The organism is Streptomyces rapamycinicus NRRL 5491 (assembly GCF_024298965.1).
GTDB classification, from domain to species: Bacteria; Actinomycetota; Actinomycetes; order Streptomycetales; family Streptomycetaceae; genus Streptomyces; species Streptomyces rapamycinicus.
In genome coordinates, this window is sequence record NZ_CP085193.1 from 8,156,037 (window position 1) to 8,179,655 (window position 23,619).

The 23,619-nt window shown below is 70.2% G+C and carries 31 protein-coding genes; 12 read left to right on the forward strand and 19 right to left on the reverse strand.

The features are described from left to right. Window positions 1-54 precede the first annotated feature (54 nt). Together LIV37_RS34040 and LIV37_RS34045 are read right to left on the reverse strand one after the other, a co-directional pair. On the reverse strand, window positions 55-483 hold the full coding sequence (locus LIV37_RS34040; protein WP_020871622.1) for a pyridoxamine 5'-phosphate oxidase family protein: 429 nt from the start codon (window positions 481-483) through the stop codon (window positions 55-57). A gap of 74 nt (window positions 484-557) precedes the next feature. Then, the gene (locus tag LIV37_RS34045; RefSeq protein ID WP_020871623.1) at window positions 558-1,421 is read right to left on the reverse strand and encodes an NAD(P)H-binding protein; all 864 of its coding nucleotides are present in this window, start codon (window positions 1,419-1,421) and stop codon (window positions 558-560) included. 82 nt (window positions 1,422-1,503) lie between these two features. Here LIV37_RS34045 and LIV37_RS34050 point away from each other — a divergent pair, with 82 nt between their 5' ends. Further along, window positions 1,504-2,502, forward strand: coding sequence for an AraC family transcriptional regulator (locus LIV37_RS34050; protein ID WP_020871624.1), 999 nt, complete (start codon window positions 1,504-1,506; stop codon window positions 2,500-2,502). A 50-nt stretch (window positions 2,503-2,552) separates the two neighbouring features. Here LIV37_RS34050 and LIV37_RS34055 read toward each other — a convergent pair whose 3' ends face one another. The 3 genes from LIV37_RS34055 to LIV37_RS34065 form a co-directional block, all read right to left on the reverse strand. After that, complete coding sequence (locus tag LIV37_RS34055) at window positions 2,553-3,401, reverse strand: helix-turn-helix transcriptional regulator (RefSeq protein ID WP_020871625.1); 849 nt, start codon at window positions 3,399-3,401, stop codon at window positions 2,553-2,555. Window positions 3,402-3,555: 154 nt separating this feature from the next. Continuing rightward, a complete protein-coding gene (locus LIV37_RS34060; RefSeq protein WP_020871626.1) occupies window positions 3,556-3,786 on the reverse strand; it encodes a cold-shock protein in 231 nt (76 codons plus the stop codon). A gap of 65 nt (window positions 3,787-3,851) precedes the next feature. Beyond that, window positions 3,852-4,865 carry a hypothetical protein gene (locus LIV37_RS34065; protein WP_121824187.1) on the reverse strand — a complete coding sequence of 338 codons (1,014 nt, stop codon included), beginning with the start codon at window positions 4,863-4,865 and terminating at the stop codon, window positions 3,852-3,854. 242 nt (window positions 4,866-5,107) lie between these two features. Here LIV37_RS34065 and LIV37_RS34070 point away from each other — a divergent pair, with 242 nt between their 5' ends. Next, window positions 5,108-5,653, forward strand: coding sequence for a cupin domain-containing protein (locus LIV37_RS34070; protein ID WP_121825103.1), 546 nt, complete (start codon window positions 5,108-5,110; stop codon window positions 5,651-5,653). A 123-nt stretch (window positions 5,654-5,776) separates the two neighbouring features. On the opposite strand, the gene LIV37_RS34075 is transcribed toward LIV37_RS34070, so the two are convergent. Then, window positions 5,777-6,874 carry a PLL family lectin gene (locus LIV37_RS34075; protein ID WP_020871629.1) on the reverse strand — a complete coding sequence of 366 codons (1,098 nt, stop codon included), beginning with the start codon at window positions 6,872-6,874 and terminating at the stop codon, window positions 5,777-5,779. 351 nt (window positions 6,875-7,225) lie between these two features. Beyond that, a complete protein-coding gene (locus LIV37_RS34080) occupies window positions 7,226-7,831 on the reverse strand; it encodes a TetR/AcrR family transcriptional regulator (protein ID WP_020871630.1) in 606 nt (201 codons plus the stop codon). A 97-nt stretch (window positions 7,832-7,928) separates the two neighbouring features. Between LIV37_RS34080 and LIV37_RS34085 the strand changes: the two genes are divergently transcribed. Next, window positions 7,929-8,675, forward strand: a complete 747-nt coding sequence (locus LIV37_RS34085) for an SDR family NAD(P)-dependent oxidoreductase (protein ID WP_020871631.1) — start codon at window positions 7,929-7,931, stop codon at window positions 8,673-8,675. A 420-nt stretch (window positions 8,676-9,095) separates the two neighbouring features. Here the strand turns inward: LIV37_RS34085 and LIV37_RS34090 are convergent, their stop codons facing one another. Further along, a complete protein-coding gene (locus LIV37_RS34090) occupies window positions 9,096-10,235 on the reverse strand; it encodes an FAD-dependent oxidoreductase (protein ID WP_020871632.1) in 1,140 nt (379 codons plus the stop codon). Window positions 10,236-10,387: 152 nt separating this feature from the next. On the opposite strand from LIV37_RS34090, the gene LIV37_RS34095 reads away from it, so the two are divergent. Beyond that, window positions 10,388-11,197: a TetR/AcrR family transcriptional regulator gene (locus LIV37_RS34095; protein WP_020871633.1), complete on the forward strand. Its 810-nt coding sequence runs from the start codon at window positions 10,388-10,390 to the stop codon at window positions 11,195-11,197. A 62-nt stretch (window positions 11,198-11,259) separates the two neighbouring features. On the opposite strand, the gene LIV37_RS34100 is transcribed toward LIV37_RS34095, so the two are convergent. The 5 genes from LIV37_RS34100 to LIV37_RS34120 all read right to left on the reverse strand — a co-directional run bounded on the left by LIV37_RS34100 (window position 11,260) and on the right by LIV37_RS34120 (window position 13,717). After that, on the reverse strand, window positions 11,260-11,625 hold the full coding sequence (locus LIV37_RS34100) for a hypothetical protein (RefSeq protein WP_243146115.1): 366 nt from the start codon (window positions 11,623-11,625) through the stop codon (window positions 11,260-11,262). Between the two features lie 41 nt (window positions 11,626-11,666). After that, entirely contained in the window at window positions 11,667-12,419 is a 753-nt protein-coding gene (locus LIV37_RS34105; RefSeq protein ID WP_243146114.1) for a methyltransferase domain-containing protein, read from the reverse strand. Beyond that, complete coding sequence (locus tag LIV37_RS34110) at window positions 12,416-12,619, reverse strand: hypothetical protein (RefSeq protein ID WP_020871634.1); 204 nt, start codon at window positions 12,617-12,619, stop codon at window positions 12,416-12,418. The genes LIV37_RS34105 and LIV37_RS34110 overlap by 4 nt, the downstream gene beginning before the upstream one ends. 445 nt (window positions 12,620-13,064) lie before the next feature. After that, window positions 13,065-13,310 carry a hypothetical protein gene (locus LIV37_RS34115; RefSeq protein WP_020871635.1) on the reverse strand — a complete coding sequence of 82 codons (246 nt, stop codon included), beginning with the start codon at window positions 13,308-13,310 and terminating at the stop codon, window positions 13,065-13,067. Then, window positions 13,307-13,717, reverse strand: a complete 411-nt coding sequence (locus LIV37_RS34120; RefSeq protein ID WP_309471180.1) for a hypothetical protein — start codon at window positions 13,715-13,717, stop codon at window positions 13,307-13,309. The genes LIV37_RS34115 and LIV37_RS34120 overlap by 4 nt, the downstream gene beginning before the upstream one ends. Window positions 13,718-13,893: 176 nt before the next feature. Here LIV37_RS34120 and LIV37_RS34125 point away from each other — a divergent pair, with 176 nt between their 5' ends. The 3 genes from LIV37_RS34125 (at window position 13,894) to LIV37_RS34135 (ending at window position 16,307) form a co-directional block, all read left to right on the forward strand. Then, window positions 13,894-14,364 carry a DNA-processing protein DprA gene (locus LIV37_RS34125; protein WP_243146113.1) on the forward strand — a complete coding sequence of 157 codons (471 nt, stop codon included), beginning with the start codon at window positions 13,894-13,896 and terminating at the stop codon, window positions 14,362-14,364. A 25-nt stretch (window positions 14,365-14,389) separates the two neighbouring features. Continuing rightward, a complete protein-coding gene (locus tag LIV37_RS34130; RefSeq protein ID WP_020871638.1) occupies window positions 14,390-15,739 on the forward strand; it encodes an NsdA family TPR-like regulatory protein in 1,350 nt (449 codons plus the stop codon). Window positions 15,740-15,821: 82 nt separating this feature from the next. Beyond that, window positions 15,822-16,307 carry a MarR family winged helix-turn-helix transcriptional regulator gene (locus LIV37_RS34135; RefSeq protein ID WP_020871639.1) on the forward strand — a complete coding sequence of 162 codons (486 nt, stop codon included), beginning with the start codon at window positions 15,822-15,824 and terminating at the stop codon, window positions 16,305-16,307. A 113-nt stretch (window positions 16,308-16,420) separates the two neighbouring features. Here the strand turns inward: LIV37_RS34135 and LIV37_RS34140 are convergent, their stop codons facing one another. Next, on the reverse strand, window positions 16,421-17,071 hold the full coding sequence (locus tag LIV37_RS34140; protein WP_020871640.1) for an FMN-dependent NADH-azoreductase: 651 nt from the start codon (window positions 17,069-17,071) through the stop codon (window positions 16,421-16,423). Between the two features lie 114 nt (window positions 17,072-17,185). On the opposite strand from LIV37_RS34140, the gene LIV37_RS34145 reads away from it, so the two are divergent. Then, entirely contained in the window at window positions 17,186-17,854 is a 669-nt protein-coding gene (locus tag LIV37_RS34145) for a nitroreductase (protein WP_020871641.1), read from the forward strand. A gap of 20 nt (window positions 17,855-17,874) precedes the next feature. Here the strand turns inward: LIV37_RS34145 and LIV37_RS34150 are convergent, their stop codons facing one another. Then, on the reverse strand, window positions 17,875-18,351 hold the full coding sequence (locus LIV37_RS34150; RefSeq protein WP_121825099.1) for an RrF2 family transcriptional regulator: 477 nt from the start codon (window positions 18,349-18,351) through the stop codon (window positions 17,875-17,877). 184 nt (window positions 18,352-18,535) lie between these two features. Between LIV37_RS34150 and LIV37_RS34155 the strand changes: the two genes are divergently transcribed. Further along, on the forward strand, window positions 18,536-19,264 hold the full coding sequence (locus tag LIV37_RS34155) for an SDR family oxidoreductase (protein ID WP_020871643.1): 729 nt from the start codon (window positions 18,536-18,538) through the stop codon (window positions 19,262-19,264). Window positions 19,265-19,308: 44 nt separating this feature from the next. Here the strand turns inward: LIV37_RS34155 and LIV37_RS34160 are convergent, their stop codons facing one another. Further along, window positions 19,309-19,515 (reverse strand): hypothetical protein, encoded by a 207-nt coding sequence (locus LIV37_RS34160; protein WP_020871644.1) that lies wholly within the window; start codon window positions 19,513-19,515, stop codon window positions 19,309-19,311. On the opposite strand from LIV37_RS34160, the gene LIV37_RS34165 reads away from it, so the two are divergent. After that, on the forward strand, window positions 19,514-19,726 hold the full coding sequence (locus tag LIV37_RS34165; protein WP_020871645.1) for a hypothetical protein: 213 nt from the start codon (window positions 19,514-19,516) through the stop codon (window positions 19,724-19,726). The two genes, LIV37_RS34160 and LIV37_RS34165, sit on opposite strands and share 2 nt — an antisense overlap. Window positions 19,727-19,785: 59 nt before the next feature. Here LIV37_RS34165 and LIV37_RS34170 read toward each other — a convergent pair whose 3' ends face one another. After that, a complete protein-coding gene (locus LIV37_RS34170) occupies window positions 19,786-20,457 on the reverse strand; it encodes a restriction endonuclease (protein ID WP_020871646.1) in 672 nt (223 codons plus the stop codon). 296 nt (window positions 20,458-20,753) lie between these two features. Between LIV37_RS34170 and LIV37_RS34175 the strand changes: the two genes are divergently transcribed. Together LIV37_RS34175 and LIV37_RS34180 are read left to right on the forward strand one after the other, a co-directional pair. Then, window positions 20,754-21,407 carry an ATP-dependent Clp protease proteolytic subunit gene (locus tag LIV37_RS34175; RefSeq protein ID WP_020871647.1) on the forward strand — a complete coding sequence of 218 codons (654 nt, stop codon included), beginning with the start codon at window positions 20,754-20,756 and terminating at the stop codon, window positions 21,405-21,407. Window position 21,408: 1 nt separating this feature from the next. Next, window positions 21,409-22,014, forward strand: a complete 606-nt coding sequence (locus tag LIV37_RS34180) for a ClpP family protease (protein ID WP_020871648.1) — start codon at window positions 21,409-21,411, stop codon at window positions 22,012-22,014. A gap of 12 nt (window positions 22,015-22,026) precedes the next feature. Here LIV37_RS34180 and LIV37_RS34185 read toward each other — a convergent pair whose 3' ends face one another. Beyond that, a complete protein-coding gene (locus tag LIV37_RS34185) occupies window positions 22,027-22,602 on the reverse strand; it encodes a helix-turn-helix domain-containing protein (RefSeq protein WP_121824183.1) in 576 nt (191 codons plus the stop codon). Between the two features lie 317 nt (window positions 22,603-22,919). Then, entirely contained in the window at window positions 22,920-23,582 is a 663-nt protein-coding gene (locus tag LIV37_RS34190) for a histidine phosphatase family protein (RefSeq protein WP_020871650.1), read from the reverse strand. Window positions 23,583-23,619: the final 37 nt, after the last annotated feature.

The following is a 23,619-nucleotide window of genomic DNA, read 5'->3' on the forward strand; positions in this document are numbered from 1 at the left end:
CCGCCGCAGGCGGCAAGATCCGCCGGACACCCTCCCAACCGGCCGTCGCGGAGGTCAATACGCGAAGCGGCTCACGGTCTCCGGGTGGATGACGAGCCGAATCTGCTCCGTGGCCAGGATCTCGGCGAGGTCATTCGCACGGGCCGGGTCGTCGAGATCCCAGTAGCGAGCGGCCAGACGGGCGCACAGCTCATGGGCTCCGTCGGACTCCACCGTGGTGCGGCCGGCGACCGACAGCCAGCGCTCGCGTTCGCCCACGGGGGCGGCGACGACGATCGAGGCGCGGGGGTCGCGGCGCAGGCGCCGCACCTTGACCGAGTCCGGGGCCGTGAACAGCTGGATCGTCCCCTCGGCAGTGGCCTCGAACCACACCGGCCGGGGCTGTGGCGGGATCGGCCCCTCGGCCACGGACAGGAACCCGTGCAGGGGGCGGCGGAGGAACTCGACGTCCTGGGCGGTCAGCGAGCTGGCGTCGGTACTCATCACGGCCTTTCGGATATGTATTGGATATGTATCGGATATGTAAGACGACGGAACGGGTGTTCCGAGGGCGATGGTCAAGCGGCTCGGTCAACCGCTGTCGGGTCGCCCCAGGCCCCCGCCGCCGCGGCCCGTACGACGTAGTCCTCGAAGGACCGGGGCGACCGTCCCAGCACGGTGGCGAGGTCGTCCGTCGTCCCGGCGAGCAGCCCGCGTTCCATCAGTACGAACATCTCGGCTACGTGGTGGGCGTCGTCCTCGCTCAACCCCTCCTCGACCAGCGCCGCGGCGTACTCGGCCGGGGAGACCTGCCGGTAGACGAGGGGCCGCCCGGACGCCCGGGAGATCAGCTCGACGGCCTCACCGAAGGTGAGCGCACGCGGTCCGGTCAGCTCGTAGACCCGTCCGGCGTGCCGACCGGGCTCGGTCAGCACCGCGGCCGCGGCGTCGGCGACGTCCTCGACGTCGATGAACGGCTCGGGTACCGCGCCGGCCGGAAGCGCCAGCTCCCCGGCGACCAGCGGGGCGTGGAAGACGTCCTCGTCGAAGTTCTGGGCGAAGTTCGACGACCGCAGGACGGTCCACTCCAGCGCCGAACCGCGCACGGCGTCCTCGGCCGAGCGCATGTCCAGTCCGAACGTGCAGTCGCCCCAGGTGTCGGCGCCGCGCCCGGAGAGCAGGACCAGCCGCCGCACCCCGGCGGCCTCGGCCCGGGCCACGAACTCGTGCACCGGGCCCGGTACGCGCGGGGGCACCACGTAGACGACGGCGATGTCCCGCAGGGCCGCGTCCCAGCCGCCGGGGTCGGACCAGTCGAACCGGATCCGGCTCGACCGGGAGGCGGTACGCACCGGCGCGCCGCCGCCAAGCCGCAACCGGGCGGCGACCCGCCGGCCGGTCTTGCCGGTCGCGCCGAGGACGAGAGTGGTGTCGTTGCTCATGACGCCGATTGAACACGGCCGATTCGGACGACCCCATAGGTGAAGAGCCGGATCACCTGCGTATGCGTCTAAACTCACCGAGGTGGACGCGTTCAGTGACCTGATCCGCGGGGTGCGAGCCCACGGCTCGTTGTTCGGCAGTTCCACCCTGTCCCCGCCCTGGGCACTCCACTTCGTGGACGGCGCGCCGCTGACCCTGTGCACCGTCCTCACCGGATCGGGCTGGATCGTGCCGGAGCACCGTCCGCCCGAGCCGCTCCGCGCCCGCGAGACGATCGTCGTACGCGGCCCCGGGACGTTCACCTTCGTCGACGAGGTCGGCACCCGGGCCGAACCGATCGCGTGCGGCGAGCACTGCGCGACGCCCGAGCAGGGCGGGACCAGGCACCGGCGTGGCTGGCACGACGGCGGCGGGGACGCCGGTGACGACGGTGGCGGGGACGCCGGTGACGATTGTGGCGGGGGCGCCGGTGACGGACGCCGCGACGGGGCGACGACCCTGATCGTCGGCGCCTACCCCGTGCGCGGCGAGATCAGCCGCCGGCTGCTGGACGCGCTGCCCGTCGTGCTGCGCGTGGACGCCGGGGGCACGGCCGACCCCGTGCTGGACCACCTCGCCGCCGAGGTGGCCGTCGACACGCCGGGCCAGCAGGTCGTCCTCGACCGGCTGCTGGACTGGATGCTGGTCTGCACGCTGCGCGAGTGGTTCGACCGGCCCGGTGGCGAGCCCCCGGCCTGGTGGGCCGCCCAGCGGGACCCGGTGGTCGGCCACGCGCTGCGCCTGCTGCACGCCGAACCGGCGGCACCCTGGACGGTCGCCGCGCTGGCCGAGCGCACCGGGGTGTCGCGTTCGACGCTGGCCAAGCGGTTCGCCGACCTGGTCGGCGAACCCCCGCTGACCTACCTCACCCGGTGGCGCATGACGCTCGCGGCGGACCTCCTGGTCGAGCGGGAGGCCGCGACCGTCGCGGACATCGCCCGCACCGTGGGCTACTCCGACCCGTTCGGCTTCAGCGCGGCGTTCAAACGGGTCCGAGGCGTCAACCCGAGCGACTTCCGCCACACCGCGACCGCCCCCTGAAAGACGCCGGAACGACGGTTCGAACTCAGTCCACGAATGGACGGTTCACATCACCGTGCGCACAACCGGTCCAATGCCGACTGGCTCTCATCGTCCGCGGCGCGGTAGATCAGCAACCGCTGATCCGGATCTTGAAGTGGCATCAGCACTTCGAATTGCAGTGCGAGCACGCCGACGTCAGGGTGCCGTATCACCTTGTTCCCGCGGCCATTGACCTTGACGTCTCGCTCGGCCCACAGGCGCGCGAATTCCTCGTCGTGAGTGGTGAATTCGGTGATGAGGTCGGTCAGCGCCTTGTCCTCCGGATGCGCGGCCCACGCGGCGCGCAGATGGGCGATTCCCTCCCGTACGACGCGTTCGCGGTCGACATAGAACTCGCGTATCCGCGGATGCATCAGGCACAGCCACATCGCATTGCGCCGCGCCGGTGGCAGGGTGCCGAAATCCAGGAGCAGCTCCGCCATTTCGCCGTTCCAGGCCAGGATGTCGTAGCGGTGGTTCATCAGCATGGCCGGCAGCGGCGACAGGTCGGCGACCAGCCGGGCCAGCGGCGGCACCGCGGTGGTGGCGGGGCTGCCGGCGTTGCGGGGGCGGCGCTGCTGGGCCAGGTCGAAGAGGTAGACGCGTTCGTCGGGGGCCAGGCGCAGCGCCCGGGACAGCGCCTCCACCACGTCCGCCGAGGGCCGCAGCCCGCGGCCCTGCTCCAGCCGCACGATGTAGTCGATGCTGACCCCGGCCAGTTCGGCGACCTCTTCGCGGCGCAGCCCCGGGGTCCGCCGGGACCGCCGACGCGACGGCAGGCCGAAATCGTCCGGATCCAGGCGTTCGCGCCGGGTTCGCAGGAACGCGGCCAACTCCTGTGTCGCGTCCACGGTGCGGTCCACGGTGTGGGTCGTCATGGTCGATCCAACCACCAGGGTAGGACTGGCATTCCCAGGAACTTCCTTCCCTGACCACATCCGCAATGTGACCCAAGGCGACCTGAAGATCGAAACCCGCCTCTGATACCCGACCCGGATTGTCGGTATTCCGCGGCCAGTGCCCGTGGGCGAGTCAGCCGTCGGCAGGCCGAGGCACGATGCTCACCGCGCGGTAGTCGTACCCGTCCTGTTTGAAGCCGGGGGCTTCCCATGTGAGGTCCACCCGCTGTCCGGGCGACAGCGTGCGGAAGCCGGTCACCTGAATGTCGGAGAAGTGGCCGAAGCAGCCACCGGGAGTCTCGGGGGAATCGAGCACGCCCCACCCCTCCTCATCGCTCCACTCGCGGACAGTCGCAATCACCATGGGATGGACCCTATGGGCTCGGTACGGTCTCGTCTCCGTATTTATGCCGACGGTGGTGGCAGGGCTCAGCGACTCACCGCGCTGGGTTCCCTGGGTCCGTAGAAGCAGGCACTGTCGTCCATCCGCAAAAGGCGTCCGGGGGGCAGCGGTGATTCCAGGGGCTGATCAAGGGGGATGCCCGACCAGTCGATGTCGAACGGACCGGTGTCCGGAGCATCCGGCACCCGGGCGATCAAGTCGTAGGTGGTGACGGGCCTGCCGGGCCGGTGTATCTCCAGCTCGAGTTTCAGCATGCCGTCGAGGAGCTCTCGTTCCAGGTCTCCGGTGTCCCGCAGGCACGCTTCGGCGTCCGCGCGGGCAGCGGAGAGGGTCCCGAACAGCCGCCGCTCCTCGAACCAGTCGGAATGGGAGATACGGCCCTGTTCGTGCAGCACGGCGAAGCCATAGGGGCGCCGGCTGATCGGATCGCCCGCCCCGGCGGGCGGCGGCGGCTCGGCGGGTGCGGGTGTCACTTCGAGCCGCTCAAGGCGTTCATGGGCGGTGCCGTCCCACGGGTCCCTCCGCAACGCTTCCTCGTACGCGGCGACGGCACCCTCGCGGTCGCCGATCCAGGTGAGCGCATGCCCCAACTGCAAGGGGACCAAGGGGTCGTCGGGGTCGGCGTCGAGTGCCGCCCGCGCTGCCGCGGCGCTCTGGTCGGCGAGCGCGGTGGTGACGCCGTCCTCGTCCCACTCCATCTCGCCGAGCGGTGGCCCGTCCTCGTCCCAGTCCCACCCGGAGTTGAGGTCGTGGTCCACGTCCACGGCCAGCCGCAGGGCGAACGCGGCGATGGTGGAACGTCCGATGGCGATCGTGGCCGCGACTTCGGTATCGGCGATCTCGACGTCTGCGGTCTCGACATCGCGGGGCGCCGCATCGCCGGGCGCCGCCCGGCCCGCGACCGAGTCGTACAGGCGTCCCGCCTCGGCCAGCCGGTCGGCGATCTCCTCCGTACCGTCGTCGAACCAGAACCGCCGCCAGGAATCGGCGAGCAACTGCCCTGCCCGCACCAGGCGAGCTCCCCCGTCGTCATCGACCATGGGGCGGCACGCTACCCCATCCGGGGAGGTGCGCCGTGGGCTCCGACGCTCGCGTACCCCCACCGGATCCCGGCACCCGGAGTCTCCGCGCCGGAGCCTCAGCGCTTTCGAAGCTCTTTCGAAACGCGTCCTAGGTCTCCGGCCCTCCGCTCGGGCCGACCCGGGATCGTTCGCGGGTCCGATGCCGCGTTCCCGAGGCGGGAGCCACCATGCTGGTGGAGACCTGCGAAGAGGAGCGCATCATGTCGTACCCGGAATTCCTCGAATACCCGGAGCCCCGCTACCACGGTGACAAGGGCGAGGTGAACGCGGCCTTTCGTCCGGCCGATACCCCGCCCGACATCTCCTCGCCCAGCGGCAGCTTTACGCACTATCTCGCCACCAATGAGTCGACCGGTGGTGAATTCGGCCTGTACAAGCTGGAGTTGGGGGCGCGGGCCGCCGGAGCGAAGGCCCACTTCCACAAGGCGATGTCGGAGTCCTTCTACATTCTCTCCGGTGAGCTGGAGCTCTACAACGGCGAGAGGTGGGTAACGGGCCGGGAGGGCGATTTCCTGTACGTACCGGTCGGCGGTCTGCACGCCTTCAAGAACGTGACCGACGAGCCCATGTCCATGCTCCTGCTCTTCTCCCCGGGGGCCCCGCGCGAGGAGTACTTCGAACGGGTCGCGGAGATGTCGCAGCGCGGCGGCGAGGAACTCAAGCGCTTTCGGATCCGGCACGACAGCTACTTCGTGGAGGATTTCGAGCCCGAAGGGGAACGCGGGAACACGGAAGCAGGGGAGTAATCGCCACATGGCCTTGCCCGCGCGTCATGCGCTGACGCGCGGGCAACGTCGGGAACGTCGGGCAACGCACTCTTCGCACTCTCCACCGCGGCCCCTCAGCGCAGGGCTGTCGGTATCGAGCCCTCACCCACCCTGCGAGCTTTCGGGTACGCCGAGCGAATGCCAAGCCGACCAGTCGTTGTCGTTGCCGGCGACATTCTGCCAGGCGCACCTGATGGTGCCGTCGCCGAAGAGGGCGAAGACCTCCAGGCGGCCATCGGCGTTCGAGGCGACCACCGGGTCGCCGATCACGAGCGGGGTGCCGCTGTAGAGCGATACCCAAGCGGAGGACCATTTGCCGTCGGGAGCGGGGTTGGTCTGCCACTTGTGCTCGAGGGTGCCGCCTTCCTGGCGGGTGAAGACGTCCAGTCGGCCATCGGTGTTCACGCCGATGGCAGGGGTGCCCGCCGGAGTGTCGCCGCCGATCGATCGCCAGCCCGGGGCCCAGCCGTTGCCGGGTTTGGTCTGCCAGATGTGCTCGACGGAGTCGTCCGGACCGAGGACGAAGACCTCCTGCTGGCCGGAGGTGTTCAGGACGGCGGTCGGGTCACCCTGCGGGGCGCCGTTGAGCTGGCCGAAGGCCCATCCGTTGACGTGGGGACGCTGATAGGCATGGAGAACGGTGAGTGCGCCTTCGTACGAGTAGGCGCGGGCGAAAGCCTCCAGCCGGCCATCGGCGTCCGGTATGACGGCCACGTCGCCTATCACTTGGTCGTCGAAGAGGGCTTTCCACTCACTTTCCCATCCGTTGTTGGGGGCGGTTTGCCAGACGTGCTGGACGGAACCGTCCGAGGCACGGACGAAAACCTCCAGTCGGCCATCGAAGTTCCTGGCGACGGTCGGGGTGCCCGCCGGGCTGCTGTCGCCGAAGCCACCGAGCGATCCCCAACTCGACCATGAACTGCTGAGAGGGGTGGTTTGCCAGGCGTGCCAGACGGCGCCCTCGGTGTCGAGGATGAAAGCCTCCATCCGGCCATCGAGGTTCGTGGCCACGACCGGGTCGCTTTCCAGACTGCCGCCGAGCGAGGACCACCCCGACCATTCGTTGCGGCTGGGGGCCGTCTGCCAGTTGTGCTGGAGGGTGCCGTCGGAACCGCGGGCGAAGACCTCCAGCGCTTCGTTCGTATTGAGAGCGACCCAGGAGAAGGGGGAAACGTACCGGACGCTGCTTATCGTAGCCATGACCATCCCTGACCTCTCTGGTGACTTGGTGACTGTCCGCATGGCGGCAGCAGGGTTAACCAGCTGAGGAATTGGCCGAAACCGGCAAATTGATCTGATGGGCGGTCCGGCCGTCAGATGTCGACGGGGGTCTGAATGGCAATACGCCGGATACTCCGCCCGTCAGTTCCGATAATGAGGTCGGCGCAGGGGGCAGCCACCCCTCCGAAGCTCCGTATCCGTATCCGTATCCGTATACGACGATACGCTTCCTATGACTCCTCCGCCCGACGGGTTCAGGGATGACCGCGACGATACGCCGCGCACGAGCGTCTGACAGACAGTGCGAACGGTCCGTTAGCCCCTGTCGGTTCAGTCGCCGGAGTGGTCCGGCAGGAGTTGAGCCGCGAGTGATCGTGCCGTGGCAGTGAGTGTGGCCGTGTCCAACCCGGTCCGGCCCATGAACACGATCCCTTGTTGCGCGGCCAGGAGGGCCCGCGCCAATTCGATCGGATCCGCTCCGGCCGGCAGGTCGCCCTCGCGTTGGGCGCGGGCGACGCAGTCACCGATCAGCGCGGTAGACGTCTCGTAGGTGCGGTGGGCGTGGGCCAGGACTTCCGGATCGGCGTTACCGAGTTCGCAGGTGCTGTTGGCCATCAGGCAGCCACGCCGCGTGCCGGTGCCGGTGCCGGTCGGGTCGCCGATCGGTGCCTCGAGGAGCATGCGTAGTGCATCCACAGCCCGTGGGGCCGCGGCGAGGGCTTCCCGAAGTTGGCCATGGATGTCGTCGGTGTAGCTGCGCAGCGCCCGGAGGAAGAGCTGACGCTTGTCGCCGAACGCCGCATACAGGCTGCCTTTGCCCAGCCCGCTGACCCGCATCAGGTCTTCCAGCGAGGTCGCGGCGTAACCGGCGTTCCAGAACTGCTCCCGGACGGCGTTCAGTACCTGCTTCTCGTCGAAAGCTCGCGGACGTGCCATGCGGACCAGGATACGGATTCTTGACCGTGCGGTCCACCATGCTTATGGTGGACCGCACGGTCAAGAACTCCGTCGCACCTAGGGAAGTGGGAAGCACATGGGAAAGCTGGACAACAAGGTCGCGATCGTGACCGGTGGATCGCGGGGGATAGGGGCGGCGTCGGCGCTGGCGCTGGCTGACGAGGGAGCCGACGTCGCGATCAGCTACTCGTCCTCGGCGGACCGGGCCAAGGCCGTGGTCGCCGACCTGGAGGCAAAGGGAGTGCGCGCGGCGGCCTTCCGGGCCGACCAGGCGGACGCGACGCAGGCGGTGAGCCTGATCCACAGCGTGGTCGAGCAGTTCGGAAAGCTCGACATTCTGGTCAACAACGCGGCCACGGGTGGTGGCGGCCTCGTCGACAGCGACCTCGTCGACGAGGTCGCTGTCGAGCGGCAGCTCGCCGTCAACTACACCAGCGTGGTGGCCGGGATCCGGGCGGCGTTCCCGCTGCTGCCCGATGGCGGGCGGATCGTCAGTATCAGCTCGGGTGTGGGAACGCGGGCGGGTTTCCCTGGGATGGCGTACTACGCGGGAACGAAGTCGGCCCTCGAGGGCTTCAGCCGGGGCGCAGCCCGCGATCTGGCGCACCGGGGCATCACGGTCAACGTCGTCCAGCCCGGGTTCGTGGACACCGAAGGAAACCCCGCCGACGGCCCGGCCGCATCCATGTTCCTTCCGACAACGGCGATGGGGCGCTACGGCAGGCCGGAGGAGATCGCCGCAGGCGTCGTCTTCCTCGCCGGCCCGCAGGCCTCCTACGTCACCGGCGCAGTACTGAGGATCGACGGCGGATACAGCGCATAGCACGACCGCGCGGCCGACGGCGGCAGCCACGGACAGCGGCCGGCCACGGACGGCGGTGACGCAGGAGTGAAGTGACACCTACGGGTCGGACGCCTCCTGACTTGGCAGTAGCCGAGGAGGCGGACGCGCGACGGGGCGTCGAACCAAGTACCCCGAGGGGTTCCGCCGCAACGAGGGGTTCCGCCGCAATGCTCCCGAGTTGTTGGCGCTCTACGGCGGCCGGTCGTGGTGCTGGTCGGGCCCGGCCAGGGCGGGGACTCTCCGATGTTCCCGCATCTGATGGCGCACCTGAGCGTCGCCCGGGCGGGCCCGGGCCGTGCCCGGACCCGTCCCGAACGGGCGTGGAACGCCTGTAGGAATGCCTCTTGTGATGCGGTAGTCGTCACCCACGCAACCTACGGCGGTCACCCGGTCACCCGGTCACCCGGGATCCCTTCCGATGAACTCGGTGAACGCCCTGACCAGGCCGTGGGGCGCGTCGTCGCCGAACATGAGCTCGTCGCTGCCGACGCCCTCGGCGGCGACCTCGGCGCTGCGGGGGAACATGGTCCGCTCGTACTCGGCGAGCGCGGCCTCGACGTCGTCGGGGTGCGCGGCGAGAGCCTTGCCGAGTTCGGCGCCGTCGAGCATGGCAAGGTTGGCACCTTCGCCGTTCGGGGCCGTCAGATGGGCGGCGTCGCCGACCAGGGTCACCCCCGGCACCCGGTCCCAGCGGTGTTCGATCGGCAGGGCGTAGTGGGGGCGCGGCACCGGCGGGGTGTCGCCGTCGGTGATCAGCGCGGCGAGCTCCGGTGCCCAGCCGTCGAATTCCCGCGCGATCCGCTCGGTGGCCGCGGCGGCATCGGTGAAGTCGATCGCGGCGAACCAGTCCTGCGGCCTGGGGAGCAATACGTAGGTGTGCAGGGTGTCACCGCTTTCCCGGTGCGCGTGGATCGCCCTGCCCGGCGCGTGCGCCATCATCGACCCGCCGCCGACCGCTTTCGCGGCGGCGGGGTGTCGGGTGTCGGCGTCGTACAGGTACGTCTCGACGAACGACAGGCCGGTGTACTCGGGTATGGCGGTGGACAGCAGCGGCCGGACCCGTGACCACGCCCCGTCCGCGCCGACCAGCAGACTCGTGACGACGGTGCCGCCGTCGGCGAACGTCACCTCGTGGCGGCCCTCGCCGAGGGCACGCACCCCGCTGACCTTGTGCCCCCACCGGACGGTCCCGGCCGGGAGCGAGTCGAGCAGCATCTGCCGCAACTCGCCCCGTTGTACCTCGGGGCGTCCGCCCGTGCCGTCGTCGGCTTTCTCGAACAGCACGGTCCCTTCCCGGTCGAGGGCCCGCATCGCCTGGCGGCCCTCCAGAACGAGGCCGCGGAACTCGTCCATCAGATCGGCGGCCCGCACGGCCAGTTGGCCGTTGTAGTCGTGGATGTCGAGCATCCCGCCCTGCGAACGCGCCATCGGGGAGGCCTCCGCCTCGTAGACGGTGGCCGGGATGCCGTGGACGTGCAGGACGCGGGCGAGCGTGAGCCCGCCGAGTCCGGCGCCGATGATCGTGACGGGAGTGCGCATCGTGACTACTCCTTCGGAACCTTCGGAATCGAGGCCGCCCGGTGCCAGCCCGGCCGGCCTCGCTGGTATGCCATTCCAATATTGGAACGCCGCTCCATAATGGAACGTCGCTCCATGTTGGAACAACGCTCCAGTCATGTCAAAATAGCGGCATGGCAACACGGACACGCCGGTCACAGCGGCGCACAGAGGCGCTCTCCCGCGAGCGCATCGTCGAGGCCGCCGTCGAACTGCTCGACACGGCCGGCGAGAGCGGGCTGACCTTCCGGGCACTGACCGAGCGCCTCGCCACCGGGCCCGGAGCGATCTATTGGCATGTGGCGAACAAGGACGAACTGCTCGACGCCGCGACTGGCGCGGTGGTCGCCGCCGCACTGGCCGCTGAACCGGCCGCGCGCGCTGAGGCGGCCGAGTCCGCAGATCCAGCCGAGCTAGCCAAATCCGCCGAATCCACCAAGCCCGCCGAATCCCCGGACTCGCCGCAGGACAAGATCCGCGCAATCGCGTTCGGCCTGTTCGGCGCGATCGAGGACCACCCGTGGCTCCCCACGCAGCTCGCCCTCCAGCTCTCCCGCAGCCCCTGGGGTTCGGTGACGCCGCAGATCTTCGAAAGCATCGGCCAGCAGGTCCGCGCGCTGGGCGTGCCCGAGGGCCACTGGTTCACGGCAGCCTCGGCGCTGGTGCACTACATCCTCGGCGCCACCGGCCAGAACGCCGCGAACAACGCGAGCGCCCGCACCCTCGCGCCCGACGTGGACCGCGCCGAGTTCCTCGACGCCGCGTCGAAGGCCTGGGAGGAACTCGACCCCGACGACTACCCGTTCATCCGTGCCGTCGCGGCCCAGATGCGCGAGCACGACGACCGCGAGCAATTCCTCGCCGGGATCGACCTCGTACTCACCGGCATCACGGCTCTCCACCTGCCCGGCGAACAGGGCCGCACCACGCCACCCGCCACCTGAGCGGGCGAGGCCCTCGGCTCGGGCCACCAGCGCGGGCCGCCGTCTCCGCGGACAGGTCGTGATCACCGCAAGTCACATGATCGACCGGACTCGTTCTGGTCCGGCAGCCGCCAGCTCATGCCATTCGGCTCGTCCAGCCACACCGTGTGCGTGCCGTCCGGGGAGACCGTCAGGCCGTAGCGCTCATGCCCCGGCCGCCCGGCATCCCGCCAGTGGGCGAGCAGCGGTTCCCGCTCGGCCCACAGATCACGAGGTCCTGCGTGGACCAGCTGTGCGGTGATGACTCCGGTCATGGTGATACGCGCCCACGACGAGCTGTCCGGGTCGTAGAGGCATCGCGTCCGCCGACCGTCCTCGGCCACCAGGGTGAAGTCATTGACCCCCGGCTGTACCAGCGCGGAGAGGAACTGCGGCCCCTGTGCGCCCATGCTCGCCGGTACGGTGATCTCCCGAGTCCGGCCGGACCATGTCAGCAAGGGCCGTACAGCCCGCGCGCGGTGGTGCCCACGGTGTCAGGAGTCGGCCGGGCGGTCATGAACGTGGCCAGACCGGGCAGGAACCGGCCGCTGGCGGAACGGTCGGTGTCGAGTACCAGGCGCACGATGCCGCAGCCGATGTTGGCCACGATGACGCCGCCCGGGCGGAGTTGCTCCCGCCACGGCGTCGGGATCCGGCCCACCCCGCAGGTCGCCAGCAGCCGGTCGTACGGTGCGCGCTCCGGACACCCGGCCAGGCCGTCGCCGGCGACAAGGGCGGGCTCGTAACCGGCCTGCCGCAAACGGGATGCCGCGTCGGCGACGAGCTCGGGGTCCACGTCGATCGTCACGACGTGGTCGGCCCCCAGGCGGTGGGAGAGCAGCGCCGCGTTGTAGCCGGTGCCCGCGCCGATCTCCGGCACGGTGTCGCCGTTCCGCACGTCGAGGGCCTCGAGCATCCGGGCCATGAGGGAAGGCTGCGTGGACGAGCTGGTCGCGGTGGACTCGCGGTCGAACCGGGTCAGCAGGGAGACATCGCGGTAGGCCGTGACGAGCCACGCCGGATCACCTTCCGCGTACCGGTGCAGGGCGCCTTGTACCCGGACGCTGAAGTCGGGCACGAACGCGTGGCGGGGGACGCTCGCGAACGCCGCACGCCACGCTGCGGACCGAATGCAACCGGCCGTCTCCAACTGTTCGGTCATGTGGCGTCGCAGTTCGTCCGCCGATGGTGACTCGGTGATCATCGAGTGGCCCTCTCCAGTAGGTCAGCGAGTGCTCGGGTGATGGGCGTGCGCAGGTCCGGGATGAATCCCCACTGACCGTTGGGGTTGACGTCGATCAGGTACCAGCGCCCTTGTGGGTCAACGAGGAAGTCGAGGGCCACGTATCGCAGGCCGAACGTGAGCATGAGCATGTGGACGCCCCGGGCGATGCGCTCGGGCACCCGGCAGGGCCTGTAGGCGAGGCACTCGTAGTCCGTCCGGAAGTCGATGCGGGAGGCTTCTGATCCGGCATGGATCTCGGCGGCGAACAGGCCGTGCCCGGCGGCCGGTCGTCACGGTCGCTGGGGTGGGCGGTTCCGAGCGCGCCTTGTACGCCGCGACTCGGCCAGGAACGTTCGGATACGACCGGGTCGGCGGTCGCGTCATCGGGCCGTGTCAGCACCAGGACCGTCATGGATCCCTACCTCCGGGCGCTCAGTGATCAGTCGGTGTGGTTCGCCTTGTCGGTTGCCAGCTGACTGTCCTCCCTGGTCTGGCTCACGGTCTGGTGTGTGGATCTTCTTGCGAGGGGACTCCGGCCCCGCGGTGGCCCCGCGGTCCCATGTCGGGGCCGGAGGCCGGATAGCCCGCGATGCGGAGGCGGACAGCAAGGGCGGCGGCGCGGCCTTACGCACCGGTGGCCTCCTTGCACAGTGGGCGGCACACCCACAGTTCGACCGCCTCGGTGGTGCTGCCGCAGGTCCAGTTGACGGTGCCGAGCAGTTGGTCGGCATACAGCCGTCGCCTGCACAGAGCGCAGTGCCAGCCCTGCAGTTGGGGACCGGTCAGGGTGTCGGAGTCGGGCAGCTCGATGCCGGGCAGCAGACCGGCCGTCATGTCCGCGAGCGCACCGCGGTCGGGGGTGGTCGTCACCGGCCGACCTCCCGGTCAGGGCCGAGCTCGGCGGCGACCGCCTGGGCCAAGGCCCCGCGCAGCAGGGGGCTGTCGGTGAGGTAGCGGTCGGGCCCGAGCGGGACGCGCCAGTGCAGTACCGGCCCGGTGGTGTGGCCGATGGGCGGAACGCCGAGGTAGGTAGTCGGGGTCGCGCTGAGTGCCTGCACCTGCGGGAGGCGGCGCCAGTACTGGGCGCTCCCCGCCGCGATCAGCCAGCACATCTGTGCGTAGTCGGCGATGACGGCGCCGGTCGCTCCGCCGAGTAACTCCAGCGCTCGCTCACCGATCTCCACGGGGGCGCGCACGGCATCCCAGTACGGGCCGACCTCGGCCATCTCCACGGTGTCGCCGCAGGGTGGCGCCCAGGGCAGGGCTCCGCTCCTCACGCTGCGCCTCCCGGAGACGCGCCGAGTACGAGACTCGTCAGACGCAGGTGGGGGCCCTTCGCCACTATCGGCAGTCCGTAGGCTTTCAGCCGGTCGGCGAGGTCGCGGAAACGGGATGCGTCCATGCAGCGATCTCACCGCACGGGCAAACGCGGCGGGATATGACAACCTGTGACATGGAGTGGATCATGAGTCGTGCTGTGACCATTACGGGCACCCGGTCCACGGCGCACCGCGATCTCACCAGCTACGCCGAGTTGTTCAGCCGCTATCTCGCGCCCTTTGCCGATGCCGGCACCTGCTTCTACATCGGGGGCGCGAAGGGCATCGACAGCCTGGTCCTGCTGTGGCTGGCCGGGAATTCCGAAGCGCGGATCACCGTGGTCGTCCCCGGCGCGGTCCAGCAGCAGCCTGCCGAGGCGCGGCAGGCCATCACGCGCGGCGGTGCTCGCATCGCCGAAGTGGTCGAGCTGGGTGCCCAGGAGCTCGGGGCTCCGGCATTCCATGCCCGGAACCGGTGGATGGTCGACCGCTCGGAGATGGTCATCGGCTTCCCGCTGGCAGGCGCGCGAACGCAGTCGGGCACCTGGTACACGATCAACTACGGTGCCGAACAGGGGAAGGCGCAGCTGATCGTGCCCGTGTGACGGGGATCACCGGCATGATGAGGGGATGAGCACGGGCGACAGTCTCCGCGGCGCGGCTGCCCTCAAGGCCCTCCGAAAGGCCCGAGGCTGGTCCCTCGCGGATGCCGCCCGGGCGCTCATCGACACCGCGCACCGCCTCGGCCAGCCCCTCGACTCATCGGTCCCGAGCGTGCAGCGGTCCGTCGCACGTTGGGAGAGCGCGAGGTGCCCCGTCCTCCCCGGCGACCGGTATCGGTTGCTGCTCGCGCATCTCTACGCCCGAGGTGCGGACGGCCATGTCGCCCTTGGGCCTGGCAGTGACTTCGCCGAACTGCTCGACGCCCTGGCGCATCTGGGCGAGGCGGACAGCCGACTGAGCGAGCTGCGAGCCTTACTGGTTCGTACCGCCACCGATGACGGGACGGGCCTGCTCGCCCTGCTCGCGCCCACGACTCGGCGGTCGATGGCGGCCGCGCTCACCGATCCGGCGCGCGTCGATGAGGCGCTGTTGGCCGGTCTCATGGCGGCTGTGGATGACGTCAACTCCCAAGTGGGTTCACTGCCCTTCGCCCGATTACAGCTGCTGCTCGCCCCGGTGACCGAGTCCTGTCGGCGACTGCTGAGCGGGGGCGTTCCCGAACCCCTGTTGCCCGAGCTGCGTACAGTCGCGACGCAGGCGTACACCCTGGCCGGACGACTGGCCTTCGAAACCCGCGACGACCAGGCGTCCCGCGCTCTGTACGCCGCCGGCACGGCAACGGCCGGGCCGCTCGGCGACCGGTGGCGCCGGGCCGTCGTCCACATGAGCCACGCGCTGGTGACGCTCTACTCGACTCCTGGTCTCGAGTCGGCCCGCCAACTGGTCGACGCAGCGGTGCGGGACGCCCGCACGGGCGACAGCGTCCGCGTGCGGGCCCGGGCCCATGCGCTCCAGGCCGAGATCGCCGCTCGGTCGGGTTCCGAGCGGCATGCGCAGACCGCGCTGTCTCTCGCCCGGTACGACCTCGACCGCGAGAGCAACACCGGCACCGACCCGTCGGACACGAACTTCAGCGCCGATCACCTGCGCGGCTTCGAGGGGTTGTGTGAGCTGTACGTCGGAGACGCGGCGGTCGCTCACGACTTCTTCGCCGGTAGCGTGGCGGCGCTGGGGTCGGCGCGCGAGCGGGTACAGCGGACCGTCGTCTCCACCGATCAGGCACTGGCCTGCATTCGGCTGGACGCTCCGGAGAGTGCCGCGACCCTCCTGCACAGCTGCGTCGACTCGGCTGCGAGCACCGGCGGACGGGTGCCCGCGCTGCGTCTGCGCCGGGCACGCAAGGAATTGCGGCCCTGGCGGCGTGAGGGCTTCGTCGCCGATCTGGACGATCACCTCATTGACATGCTGGGGAGCTGACATGTCCCAGGAGACCTCATCCCGCCGGATTTGGTTTCAATTGATACCGTATCGAACGAATGAATGGCTGTAATGTGGCCCCATGAGCGCCGACCTCCCTCACCACACCACCGCCTCGCGGGCGACCGGCCGGGCCGGGGATGCCTCGCCCTTCGCGCTCGGTTTGCTGTTGCGGCGGGCGCACTGGCGGGCGGCGGCGGTGATGACTGAGGCGCTTCGGCCGCTCGGCATTGAGTTGCGGCACTTTGCCGTGCTGATCGTGCTGGTCGACCGCGGGCCCACGGTGCAGCGGGATCTGGCGGCGGCGACGGGGTCGGACAAGGCGGGGATCATGCGCGTTGTGGACGACCTGGAGCGCAAGGGGCTGGTTGTGCGCAAGGCCGTGCCGGGGGACCGGCGGGTGCGGGCTGTGGAGATCACGCCTCGGGGGCTTGAGCTCTTCGACGCGGCCCATGTGGCGGCGGAGCCGCTGGCCGAGCGGCTGGTCGGCGAGCTGGGGTCCGATGAGGCCGAGCGGCTGAAGGATCTGCTGACCCGGTTTGCCTATCCCGCGGAGGGCGGGGCGTAAGGGTGTTGTGCGTCGGCCCTTGGCCGGGATGGAGTGAGTGGACGCCGTGTGACGGCCTCGCCTTGGTGAGGTGTCACACGGCGTCCATGGTCTAAGGGCTACGCGGCCAGGCGCTACGCCGCCACGCGCTCCGCGAGCTCCTTCGCCTTCGTGATCGCGTCCTCGAAGGCGCGCTCGCGGGAGGCCTCGTACAGGGGGATCAGCTCGGACATGGCCGGGTTGCGCGGGGCCATGGTGAGTTCCGGGACGATGAAGTCGAGGTCCAGGCCGAGGGTGCGGTGGAGGACGGCCTCCAGGTAGTTCTGTACGAAATCGAAGCCCTCGCGCGGGGTGCCCGGCGCGTAGGAGCCGCCGCGGCTGGCGACGACGACGGTCGGGGTGCCCTGGGCGGAGGGGGACTCGCCCGCGGTGCGGCCGAGCAGGAGCACGTTGTCCAGCCATGTCTTGAGGGTCGACGGGACCGAGAAGTTGTGCATGGGGGCGCCGATCAGGATGGCGTCCGCCTGCTCCAGTTCCTCGATGAGCTCCTCGCGCGCGGTGAACGCCGCCGACTGTTCCGGGGTGCGCTCGGACGGCGCGGTGTAGCCGGCGGACCAGGCGTCGGCGGTGATGTGGGGGGCGGGGTGGGCGGCGAGGTCGCGGTAGATCACCGTGCCCTCCGGGTGCTGCTCCTCCCATGCCGTACGGAAGGCGGCCGTGACCGATCGGGACGCGGACGCCTCGCCCGGAAGCACGGATGAGTCGATGTGCAACAACGTGACCATGGACTTTTCTCCCATGAGTGCTCGGTGATGGTTGAGAGTAAGATGGTATCGAATGATACAGTCTCGACTGTAACGAAGATATCGGCGCCTTGAGCAGATGGGAGATGGACGATCTTGGACGTCTACGAGGCCGTCACGAGCCGACGGGCGGTGCGCGGATTCACCGACCGGCACGTTCCGCGGGAGGTGCTGGAGCGGGTGCTGTCCGCCGCGGCTTGGGCGCCGTCCGCGTCGAACCTCCAGCCGTGGCACGCCTATGTGCTGACCGGCGGGCCGCTGGCCGAGCTCAAGAAGCGGGCCGGTGAGCGGCTGGCCGGGGGCGACGCCTGGGACGAGCCGGAGTACGAGCAGTACCCGCCCGCGCTGAAGTCCCCGTACCGCGAGCGCCGAGCCGCCTTCGGCGAGCAGCGCTACGGCGCGCTCGGGATTCCCCGCGAGGACCTGGAGGCGCGCCAGCGGGCCGCCTCCGCGAACTGGCAGTGCTTCGGCGCGCCCGCCGCCCTGTTCTGCTACATCGACCGCGACCTGGGCGGTCCCCAGTGGTCCGACGTCGGCATGTTCCTGCAGACCGTCATGGTGCTGCTCCGCGCCGAAGGGCTGCACAGCTGTACGCAGATGGCGTGGGCGAAGTACCACAAGACCGTCGCGGAGATCGTGTCACCGCCGGAGGGGCTCATCCTCTTCTGCGGCATGTCGATCGGGTACGAGGATGGCGCCGTGAGTCACCCCCGTACGGGGCGGGCGCCGCTCGGCGAGACGGTCAGGTTCGTCGACGGCTGGTGAGGAGTGAGGCGTGAGGGGCCTCAGCCCTGCGGGGTGGTCAGCCACGCGCTGACCCGGGCCAGCGCGGTGGGGCCCGAGGCGGAGGCCACGTCCTGGGCCAGGTCGGCGATCGAGACCGTGCGCAGCGCCTCTCGCCAGGCCGCGTCCGCGCCGCCCATCACGCGGGCGATCGGGCACGGGGTGGTGCATGCCTCGGCCGGGGTGGCCAGCGGGCCGCGCTGGCGGATCTCCGTGCAGGTGAACGCCGGGCTGGGGCCGTCGACCGCTTCGACCACGTCGAGCACGGTGATCGAGGCGGGCTCCCGGGTGAGGACGTAGCCGCCCGCCTTGCCCTGGACCGAGCGGATGAGCCCGGCCCGGGAGAGTGCCTGTAGCTGTTTGGCCAGGTAGCTCGCCGAGACGTCGTGCAGTTCCGCCAGCTTGGTCGCGGGGACGGGCTCCTCGACGGATGTGAGCACGACGCAGCAGTGCAGGGCCCACTCGACTCCGCCGGACATCTTCACCCGCCCCACTCTAATCAGCTCGCTTACTCGGACAACTTGTGTCCGGGTATTTTCTCGGACAAGATGTGTCCGAGTTTGATGGACGGCGCGGCCACGTGGTGGTTCATGCGCCGTATCCAGGCAGGCGCCATGCGCCCATACGGGCGGCCATGCGCACCACTCCGACGGAAGGCATGTCATGAAGTTCGCGGTCATCGGCGGTACCGGGCTGATCGGGTCCCAGGTCGTCAGGAATCTGAACGCCGCCGGGCACGAGGCGGTACCCCACGCGCTGTCCACCGGCGTCGACATCATCAGCGGTCAGGGGCTGGACGAGGCGGTCGCGGGAGCCGATGTCGTCGTCAACCTGACGAACTCCCCGACCTTCGACGAAGCCTCCCCGGCCTTCTTCAAGACCTCGATGGACAACCTGCTGGCCGCGGCCCGGAAGGGTGGCGTCGGCCACTTCGTGATCCTCTCGATCGTCGGCGTCGACCAGGTGCCGGAGCTGGACTACTACCGGGCCAAGGCGCTCCAGGAGGAGATCCTCGCGGCCGGGCCGATCCCGTACTCGATCGTCCGGGCGACGCAGTTCATGGAGTTCATGGACGCCGTCCTGTCCTGGACCGCCGACGGCGACACCGTCCGGCTGCCCGCCACGCCGATCCAGCCGATCGCCGCCAAGGACGTGGCCGCGGCGGTGACGGAGGCCGCCGCGGGCGCCCCGCTGCGGGGCATTCGCAACGTCGCCGGGCCCGAGGTCTTCCCGCTGGACGAGCTGGGCCGGATCACCCTGGCCCAGAAGGGCGACCCCCGCACCGTCGTCACCGACCCGGCCGCCGGGATGTTCGCCGTGGTCCAGGGCGACGTCCTCACGGATACGGGTGCCCAGCTGGCGCCCACCCGTTACGTCGACTGGCTCTCCTGACTCGCGCGCGGCCCGGAGCGGGCTGAGCCTCCGCCCGCCCGGCGTTACGGGCCCGGCGGGCGGAGCTCGATGTTGTGGTTGAGCCGGAAGACGTTTCCCGGGTCGTACTGGGGATGAGCGTGAGCCTGTTCGTCGTCTCCGGCGCGAGATTCGTCCTCGCCGGGGAGTCCCTGGTTATCGCGCTCCTCGCGATCGTCCTGTGCGGCATCGCCTTCGGCGGGGCGGCGACGCATCTGCAGACGGCCGGCCATGGGGGAAGCCGCCGGCGAGAACGGCGACGTTGCGAACGCCCTGCTCACGACTGCCTTCAACCTGGCGATCTTCGCGGGTGGCGCGCTCGGGGCCGTCGTCGTCGACAGCATCGGCGCATCGGTCCTCCCCATGGGGATGATCGTGCTCGCGCTCATCGCACTGGCCACGGTCGGCTACGGCCGGCGCGCGGCCTTCCCGGCCGGGCGGTGACTCCCGGGGAAGGCGGCGACTCACCGGGAAGGCGGCGATCCGCGCCGGAACGGGGACGTCTACCCCGGCTGGGGGCCCCTGAGGCCTCGGGGCCCACGGCCGGTGCGGCCGTTGCCCGCGCCGTTGAGGGGGAGCAGGGACTCCAGGGTGGCGCCCCGCACCCAGGCGCCGAGGAGGTTCCGGTGCAGGGCGAGGATCTCGTGCTTCATCGCGAGCTTCTCCGCCTCGCGGGTGAAGGCGCAGGTGGCGACGTACACCGCGACGTCCGCGCCGTGTTCGGCCTTCGCGGTGCCGAGGAACTTCTGCATATCGCCGCTGGGCACGGTGCGATGGGGCGCGTAGTGCTTGCACTGGATCACCAGCAGGCGGCCGTCCGGCATGCGGCCGGTGACGTCCGCGCCCAGGTCGCCCGACTTCCCGGAGACGACGACCTGGGTACAGCCGTCCCGGCGGCACAGTTCGGCGACGTAACCCTCGAACTGCTGCCAGGTCATGGCGTCCACCTCGGCCATGGACCGCTCACGTGCCGCGTTCTCCTGCTCGCTCTGCCAGGTGCGGTGTTGTGCGACGGTGCGCAGACGGGTCTTCCGCAGCCACCAGCCGAGGGCGCCGAACAGGCCGATGAGGACCGCCCCGACGACGTACGGCCATACCGTCTTCCAGGTCAGGGCCAGCGCGAGGGCCGCCAGCGCGCCGCCGCTCCAGGCCGTGCGGCGCAGCCGTGCCTTCAACCGCCGTAATGCCGCTTTACGTCCCCGCCCCCCCCCCTGCCCCCGCCCCTGTCCTCGTCCCCGTCGCTGTCGCCCTCGCTTGGTCATTGTCCGCGCCCCCTGTCGGTTCGTTTCTCGTCCCCTCCCCCGCAGTGTCGGGAGCGGCGGGACGCCCCCGCAAGGGCGCCCCTCGCGCGCCGGCCGGGTCTGCCGCGGGCGAATCTGCTGCGGGCCGAGATTCCTTACGGAGCAGGCGAATTGGGTCGATGGTGAAAGGACCGCGGCGGTGTGGGTCGCGGTATTCACAGGGAGGTCCGATGGGAACATTCGCCACCGGCTGGGAGCCGGCAATGAGTCCGCGAGCCGCGGAGGGGGACACGGCGCCCACGCGGTTCGACGATCACCTGGCCGCGCAGCTGTTGACCCAGCGCATCGTCTTTCTCGGCACACAGGTGGACGAGGTGTCCGCGAACCGGGTGTGTGCGCAGATGCTGCTGCTGTCGGCCGAGGATCCGCGGTCGGACATCAGCCTCTACGTCAACAGCCCGGGCGGTTCGGTGACGGCGGGACTGGCGATCTACGACACGATGCGGCTGATTCCGAACGACGTCTCCACGCTCGTCATGGGATTCGCCGCGAGCATGGGGCAGTTTCTGCTCACCGTCGGCACGACGGGAAAGCGCTACGCGCTGCCGAATTCCCGCATCATGATGCATCAGCCGTCCGCCGGTATCGGGGGGAGCACGGCCGATATCGCGATTCAGGCCGAGAATCTGGAATTCATGAAGCGGTCGATCGAGCGGATCACGGCGGAGCACACCGGACAGAGCGTGGAGACCATTTCGCGCGACGGTGACCGCGACCGGTGGTTCACACCGGATCAGGCGAAGGAGTACGGAATGGTCGACCGGGTCGTGGAGTCGCTCGCGGACGTACGGCCCGCCGGTACGCGGCGCAGGATGGGGATCTGACATGGGGCAGTACACGATTCCGACGGTCGTCGAGCGCACCACGCAGGGGGAGCGGGCGTACGACATCTACAGCCGGCTGCTGTCCGAGCGGATCATCTTCCTCGGTACGGAGATCGACGACGGCGTCGCCAACGTCGTCATCGCACAGCTGCTCCACCTCGAATCGTCGAGCCCGGAGCAGGAGGTCTCGATCTACATCAACTCCCCGGGCGGCTCGTTCACCTCGCTGATGGCGATCTACGACACGATGACGTTCGTGTCCGCGCCCATCTCCACGTTCTGCGTGGGGCAGGCGGCCTCGACCGCGGCGGTGCTGCTGGCCGGGGGAGACCCCGGGCGGCGGTTCGTGCTGGAGCACTCCCGGGTGCTGCTGGGGCAGCCGGTGAGCGGCGGTGCGCAGGGGACGGTCTCGGATCTCAGTCTGCAGGCCAAGGAGATGCTCCGGATCCGCTCGCAGGTCGAGGAGGTGCTGGCACGTCATACGCCCCACGACGCCGCCGCGCTCCGCGCCGATATGGACCGCGACAAGGTCTTCACGGCGGAGGAGGCGGTGGCGTACGGGCTCGCCGATGAGGTGCTGAGCCGGCGGATGGCCCGGGCATTCTGAGGGCTCGGTGCCTCAGGCGGCCAGGCGTACGTCGCCCTGCCGCCCCGCGTGCCGCGCTCCGCGGTCCGCGACGGAGGTGGCGGAGGTGACGGACGTGGCGGAGGTGACGGACGTGAGGGACGCGACCGACATCGCCGCGCCGTCGCGCCGCCGCGGGCCGGAGACGAGGCGGATCAGCTCGCCCTGGGCCATCGCGAGGAGGTCGGCCAGACCGAGGCCGAGTGCGCGGGCGGCGGCCGCGAGGACCTCGGACGACGCCTCCTTGCGGCCCCGTTCGAGCTCGGAGAGGTACGGCATCGAGATCCGGGCCGCCTCGGCCACGTCCTTGAGCGTGCGCTGCTGGGCGAGGCGCTCACGCCGCAGCACGCCGCCGACGACATCCCGCCACAAGGGTTCCCTCACCGACTCCCGGCCGGGCTGCTCCGGTCCGCCGGGCCCACCCGGGCCCGCCGGAACGGCGGGAGCCGCCGGGGCGGGGGCGGCCGAGGGGGCACCGGCCCCGGCGGTGGCTCCAGACCGGGGCGCCGGGTCCGCGGTGGCCGGACGCAGGGGAATGACGCGGGCTCGGTTCGACGCGTGGCTGCTCACCCCCTCAGAGTAGGAGCGTCGCGCCCCACGGGAAGGGGACAACGTTCTGCCCTTGGCGAATCGCTCATGCGTTCGGTGTGGGGCGGATGGCGCGAACCGGACCGCGCACACCCCGCGCATCCCCGGCGAGGAGCCCCGTTGTCAGTGCCGGGCCCTAGCGTATGGCTGTCCTTATTCACGCTTGCTGGGCTGCTTGCGTAACTCGGACACGGCGGGGGCCGGACCCAACAGCGCGGGTCCGGCCCCCGACGGAAAGACGGTTCGACCGCCCGGGGCCACGAAGCCACGGGGCCGGGTCGCGAGGCCACGGGGCCGGGTCAGGAGGTGATCCGCAGCTCCGGCGGATAGCCGGTCCAGCGCAGCGGCGCGGGCAGGTGCGCCATGTCGTTGGAGAAGAGCACCGAGGGCGGGCGGCCGGGCGGGGGATACCGGATGACGGTCAGCGCCGCGTTGCACTGGTTGAGGCCGAGCCAGCGCCACTTCGGGGCGTCGAGCACGGCCCGGACCAGCCAGCCGATGAGGAAGTTGTGCGTCACGACCAGCTCATGGCGGTCCTCGGGCCCGTCCACCGGCCCCGTGAAGCGCTCCTCGGCGGCACGGGCCAGCAGCGGGCCGCGGGCGCGCTCCTCGGGTGGGAAGCGATGGACGAATTCGAGCAGGAAGTCGGCGGAGTCGGCGGGCAGTTCGTCCCGCCGGGGCGTGTACGGCACATAGTCCCCGGCCGGTTCGCAGACATGGGCCGGTACGCCGTCGAGTTGGTCGCCGATCAGCCGGGCCGTCTCGGCCGCCCGGGGCAGCGGGCCGTGGTGGACCGCCGACAGCGGAACGCCCCGGAGCCGCTCGCCGAGCAGTGTGGCCTGGTGGCGGCCGGTGGGCGTGAGCGCGCCTTCGTCCGGCGTGGCCTCGCCGTGGCGGGTCAGATAGAGATAGCGGGCGGCGCGGGGCGTGTGGGCTGTGTGGGTCGATTGGGTCGCGGTCATGGTCCCTGTCCGTCGAGAGTCGCTGGGAGGGACGGCC

Excerpts from the sequence above, each read along its gene's own strand:
- LIV37_RS34150 (WP_121825099.1), bottom strand. The coding sequence starts at position 18,351 with ATGTCCGGCGGAGTCGAGTGGGCCCTGCACTGCTGCGTCGTGCTCACA.
- LIV37_RS34190 (WP_020871650.1), bottom strand. The coding sequence starts at position 23,582 with ATGACCGCGACCCAATCGACCCACACAGCCCACACGCCCCGCGCCGCC.
- LIV37_RS34125 (WP_243146113.1), top strand. The coding sequence starts at position 13,894 with ATGGAGTGGATCATGAGTCGTGCTGTGACCATTACGGGCACCCGGTCC.
- LIV37_RS34155 (WP_020871643.1), top strand. The coding sequence starts at position 18,536 with ATGAAGTTCGCGGTCATCGGCGGTACCGGGCTGATCGGGTCCCAGGTC.
- LIV37_RS34065 (WP_121824187.1), bottom strand. The coding sequence starts at position 4,865 with ATGGTCGATGACGACGGGGGAGCTCGCCTGGTGCGGGCAGGGCAGTTG.
- LIV37_RS34080 (WP_020871630.1), bottom strand. The coding sequence starts at position 7,831 with ATGGCACGTCCGCGAGCTTTCGACGAGAAGCAGGTACTGAACGCCGTC.
- LIV37_RS34165 (WP_020871645.1), top strand. The coding sequence starts at position 19,514 with ATGGGGGAAGCCGCCGGCGAGAACGGCGACGTTGCGAACGCCCTGCTC.
- LIV37_RS34070 (WP_121825103.1), top strand. The coding sequence starts at position 5,108 with ATGTCGTACCCGGAATTCCTCGAATACCCGGAGCCCCGCTACCACGGT.
- LIV37_RS34175 (WP_020871647.1), top strand. The coding sequence starts at position 20,754 with ATGGGAACATTCGCCACCGGCTGGGAGCCGGCAATGAGTCCGCGAGCC.
- LIV37_RS34130 (WP_020871638.1), top strand. The coding sequence starts at position 14,390 with ATGAGCACGGGCGACAGTCTCCGCGGCGCGGCTGCCCTCAAGGCCCTC.
- LIV37_RS34090 (WP_020871632.1), bottom strand. The coding sequence starts at position 10,235 with ATGCGCACTCCCGTCACGATCATCGGCGCCGGACTCGGCGGGCTCACG.
- LIV37_RS34085 (WP_020871631.1), top strand. The coding sequence starts at position 7,929 with ATGGGAAAGCTGGACAACAAGGTCGCGATCGTGACCGGTGGATCGCGG.
- LIV37_RS34055 (WP_020871625.1), bottom strand. The coding sequence starts at position 3,401 with ATGACGACCCACACCGTGGACCGCACCGTGGACGCGACACAGGAGTTG.
- LIV37_RS34095 (WP_020871633.1), top strand. The coding sequence starts at position 10,388 with ATGGCAACACGGACACGCCGGTCACAGCGGCGCACAGAGGCGCTCTCC.
- LIV37_RS34105 (WP_243146114.1), bottom strand. The coding sequence starts at position 12,419 with ATGATCACCGAGTCACCATCGGCGGACGAACTGCGACGCCACATGACC.
- LIV37_RS34060 (WP_020871626.1), bottom strand. The coding sequence starts at position 3,786 with ATGGTGATTGCGACTGTCCGCGAGTGGAGCGATGAGGAGGGGTGGGGC.
- LIV37_RS34160 (WP_020871644.1), bottom strand. The coding sequence starts at position 19,515 with ATGGCCGGCCGTCTGCAGATGCGTCGCCGCCCCGCCGAAGGCGATGCC.
- LIV37_RS34075 (WP_020871629.1), bottom strand. The coding sequence starts at position 6,874 with ATGGCTACGATAAGCAGCGTCCGGTACGTTTCCCCCTTCTCCTGGGTC.
- LIV37_RS34100 (WP_243146115.1), bottom strand. The coding sequence starts at position 11,625 with ATGGGCGCACAGGGGCCGCAGTTCCTCTCCGCGCTGGTACAGCCGGGG.
- LIV37_RS34135 (WP_020871639.1), top strand. The coding sequence starts at position 15,822 with ATGAGCGCCGACCTCCCTCACCACACCACCGCCTCGCGGGCGACCGGC.
- LIV37_RS34180 (WP_020871648.1), top strand. The coding sequence starts at position 21,409 with ATGGGGCAGTACACGATTCCGACGGTCGTCGAGCGCACCACGCAGGGG.
- LIV37_RS34040 (WP_020871622.1), bottom strand. The coding sequence starts at position 483 with ATGAGTACCGACGCCAGCTCGCTGACCGCCCAGGACGTCGAGTTCCTC.
- LIV37_RS34140 (WP_020871640.1), bottom strand. The coding sequence starts at position 17,071 with ATGGTCACGTTGTTGCACATCGACTCATCCGTGCTTCCGGGCGAGGCG.
- LIV37_RS34045 (WP_020871623.1), bottom strand. The coding sequence starts at position 1,421 with ATGAGCAACGACACCACTCTCGTCCTCGGCGCGACCGGCAAGACCGGC.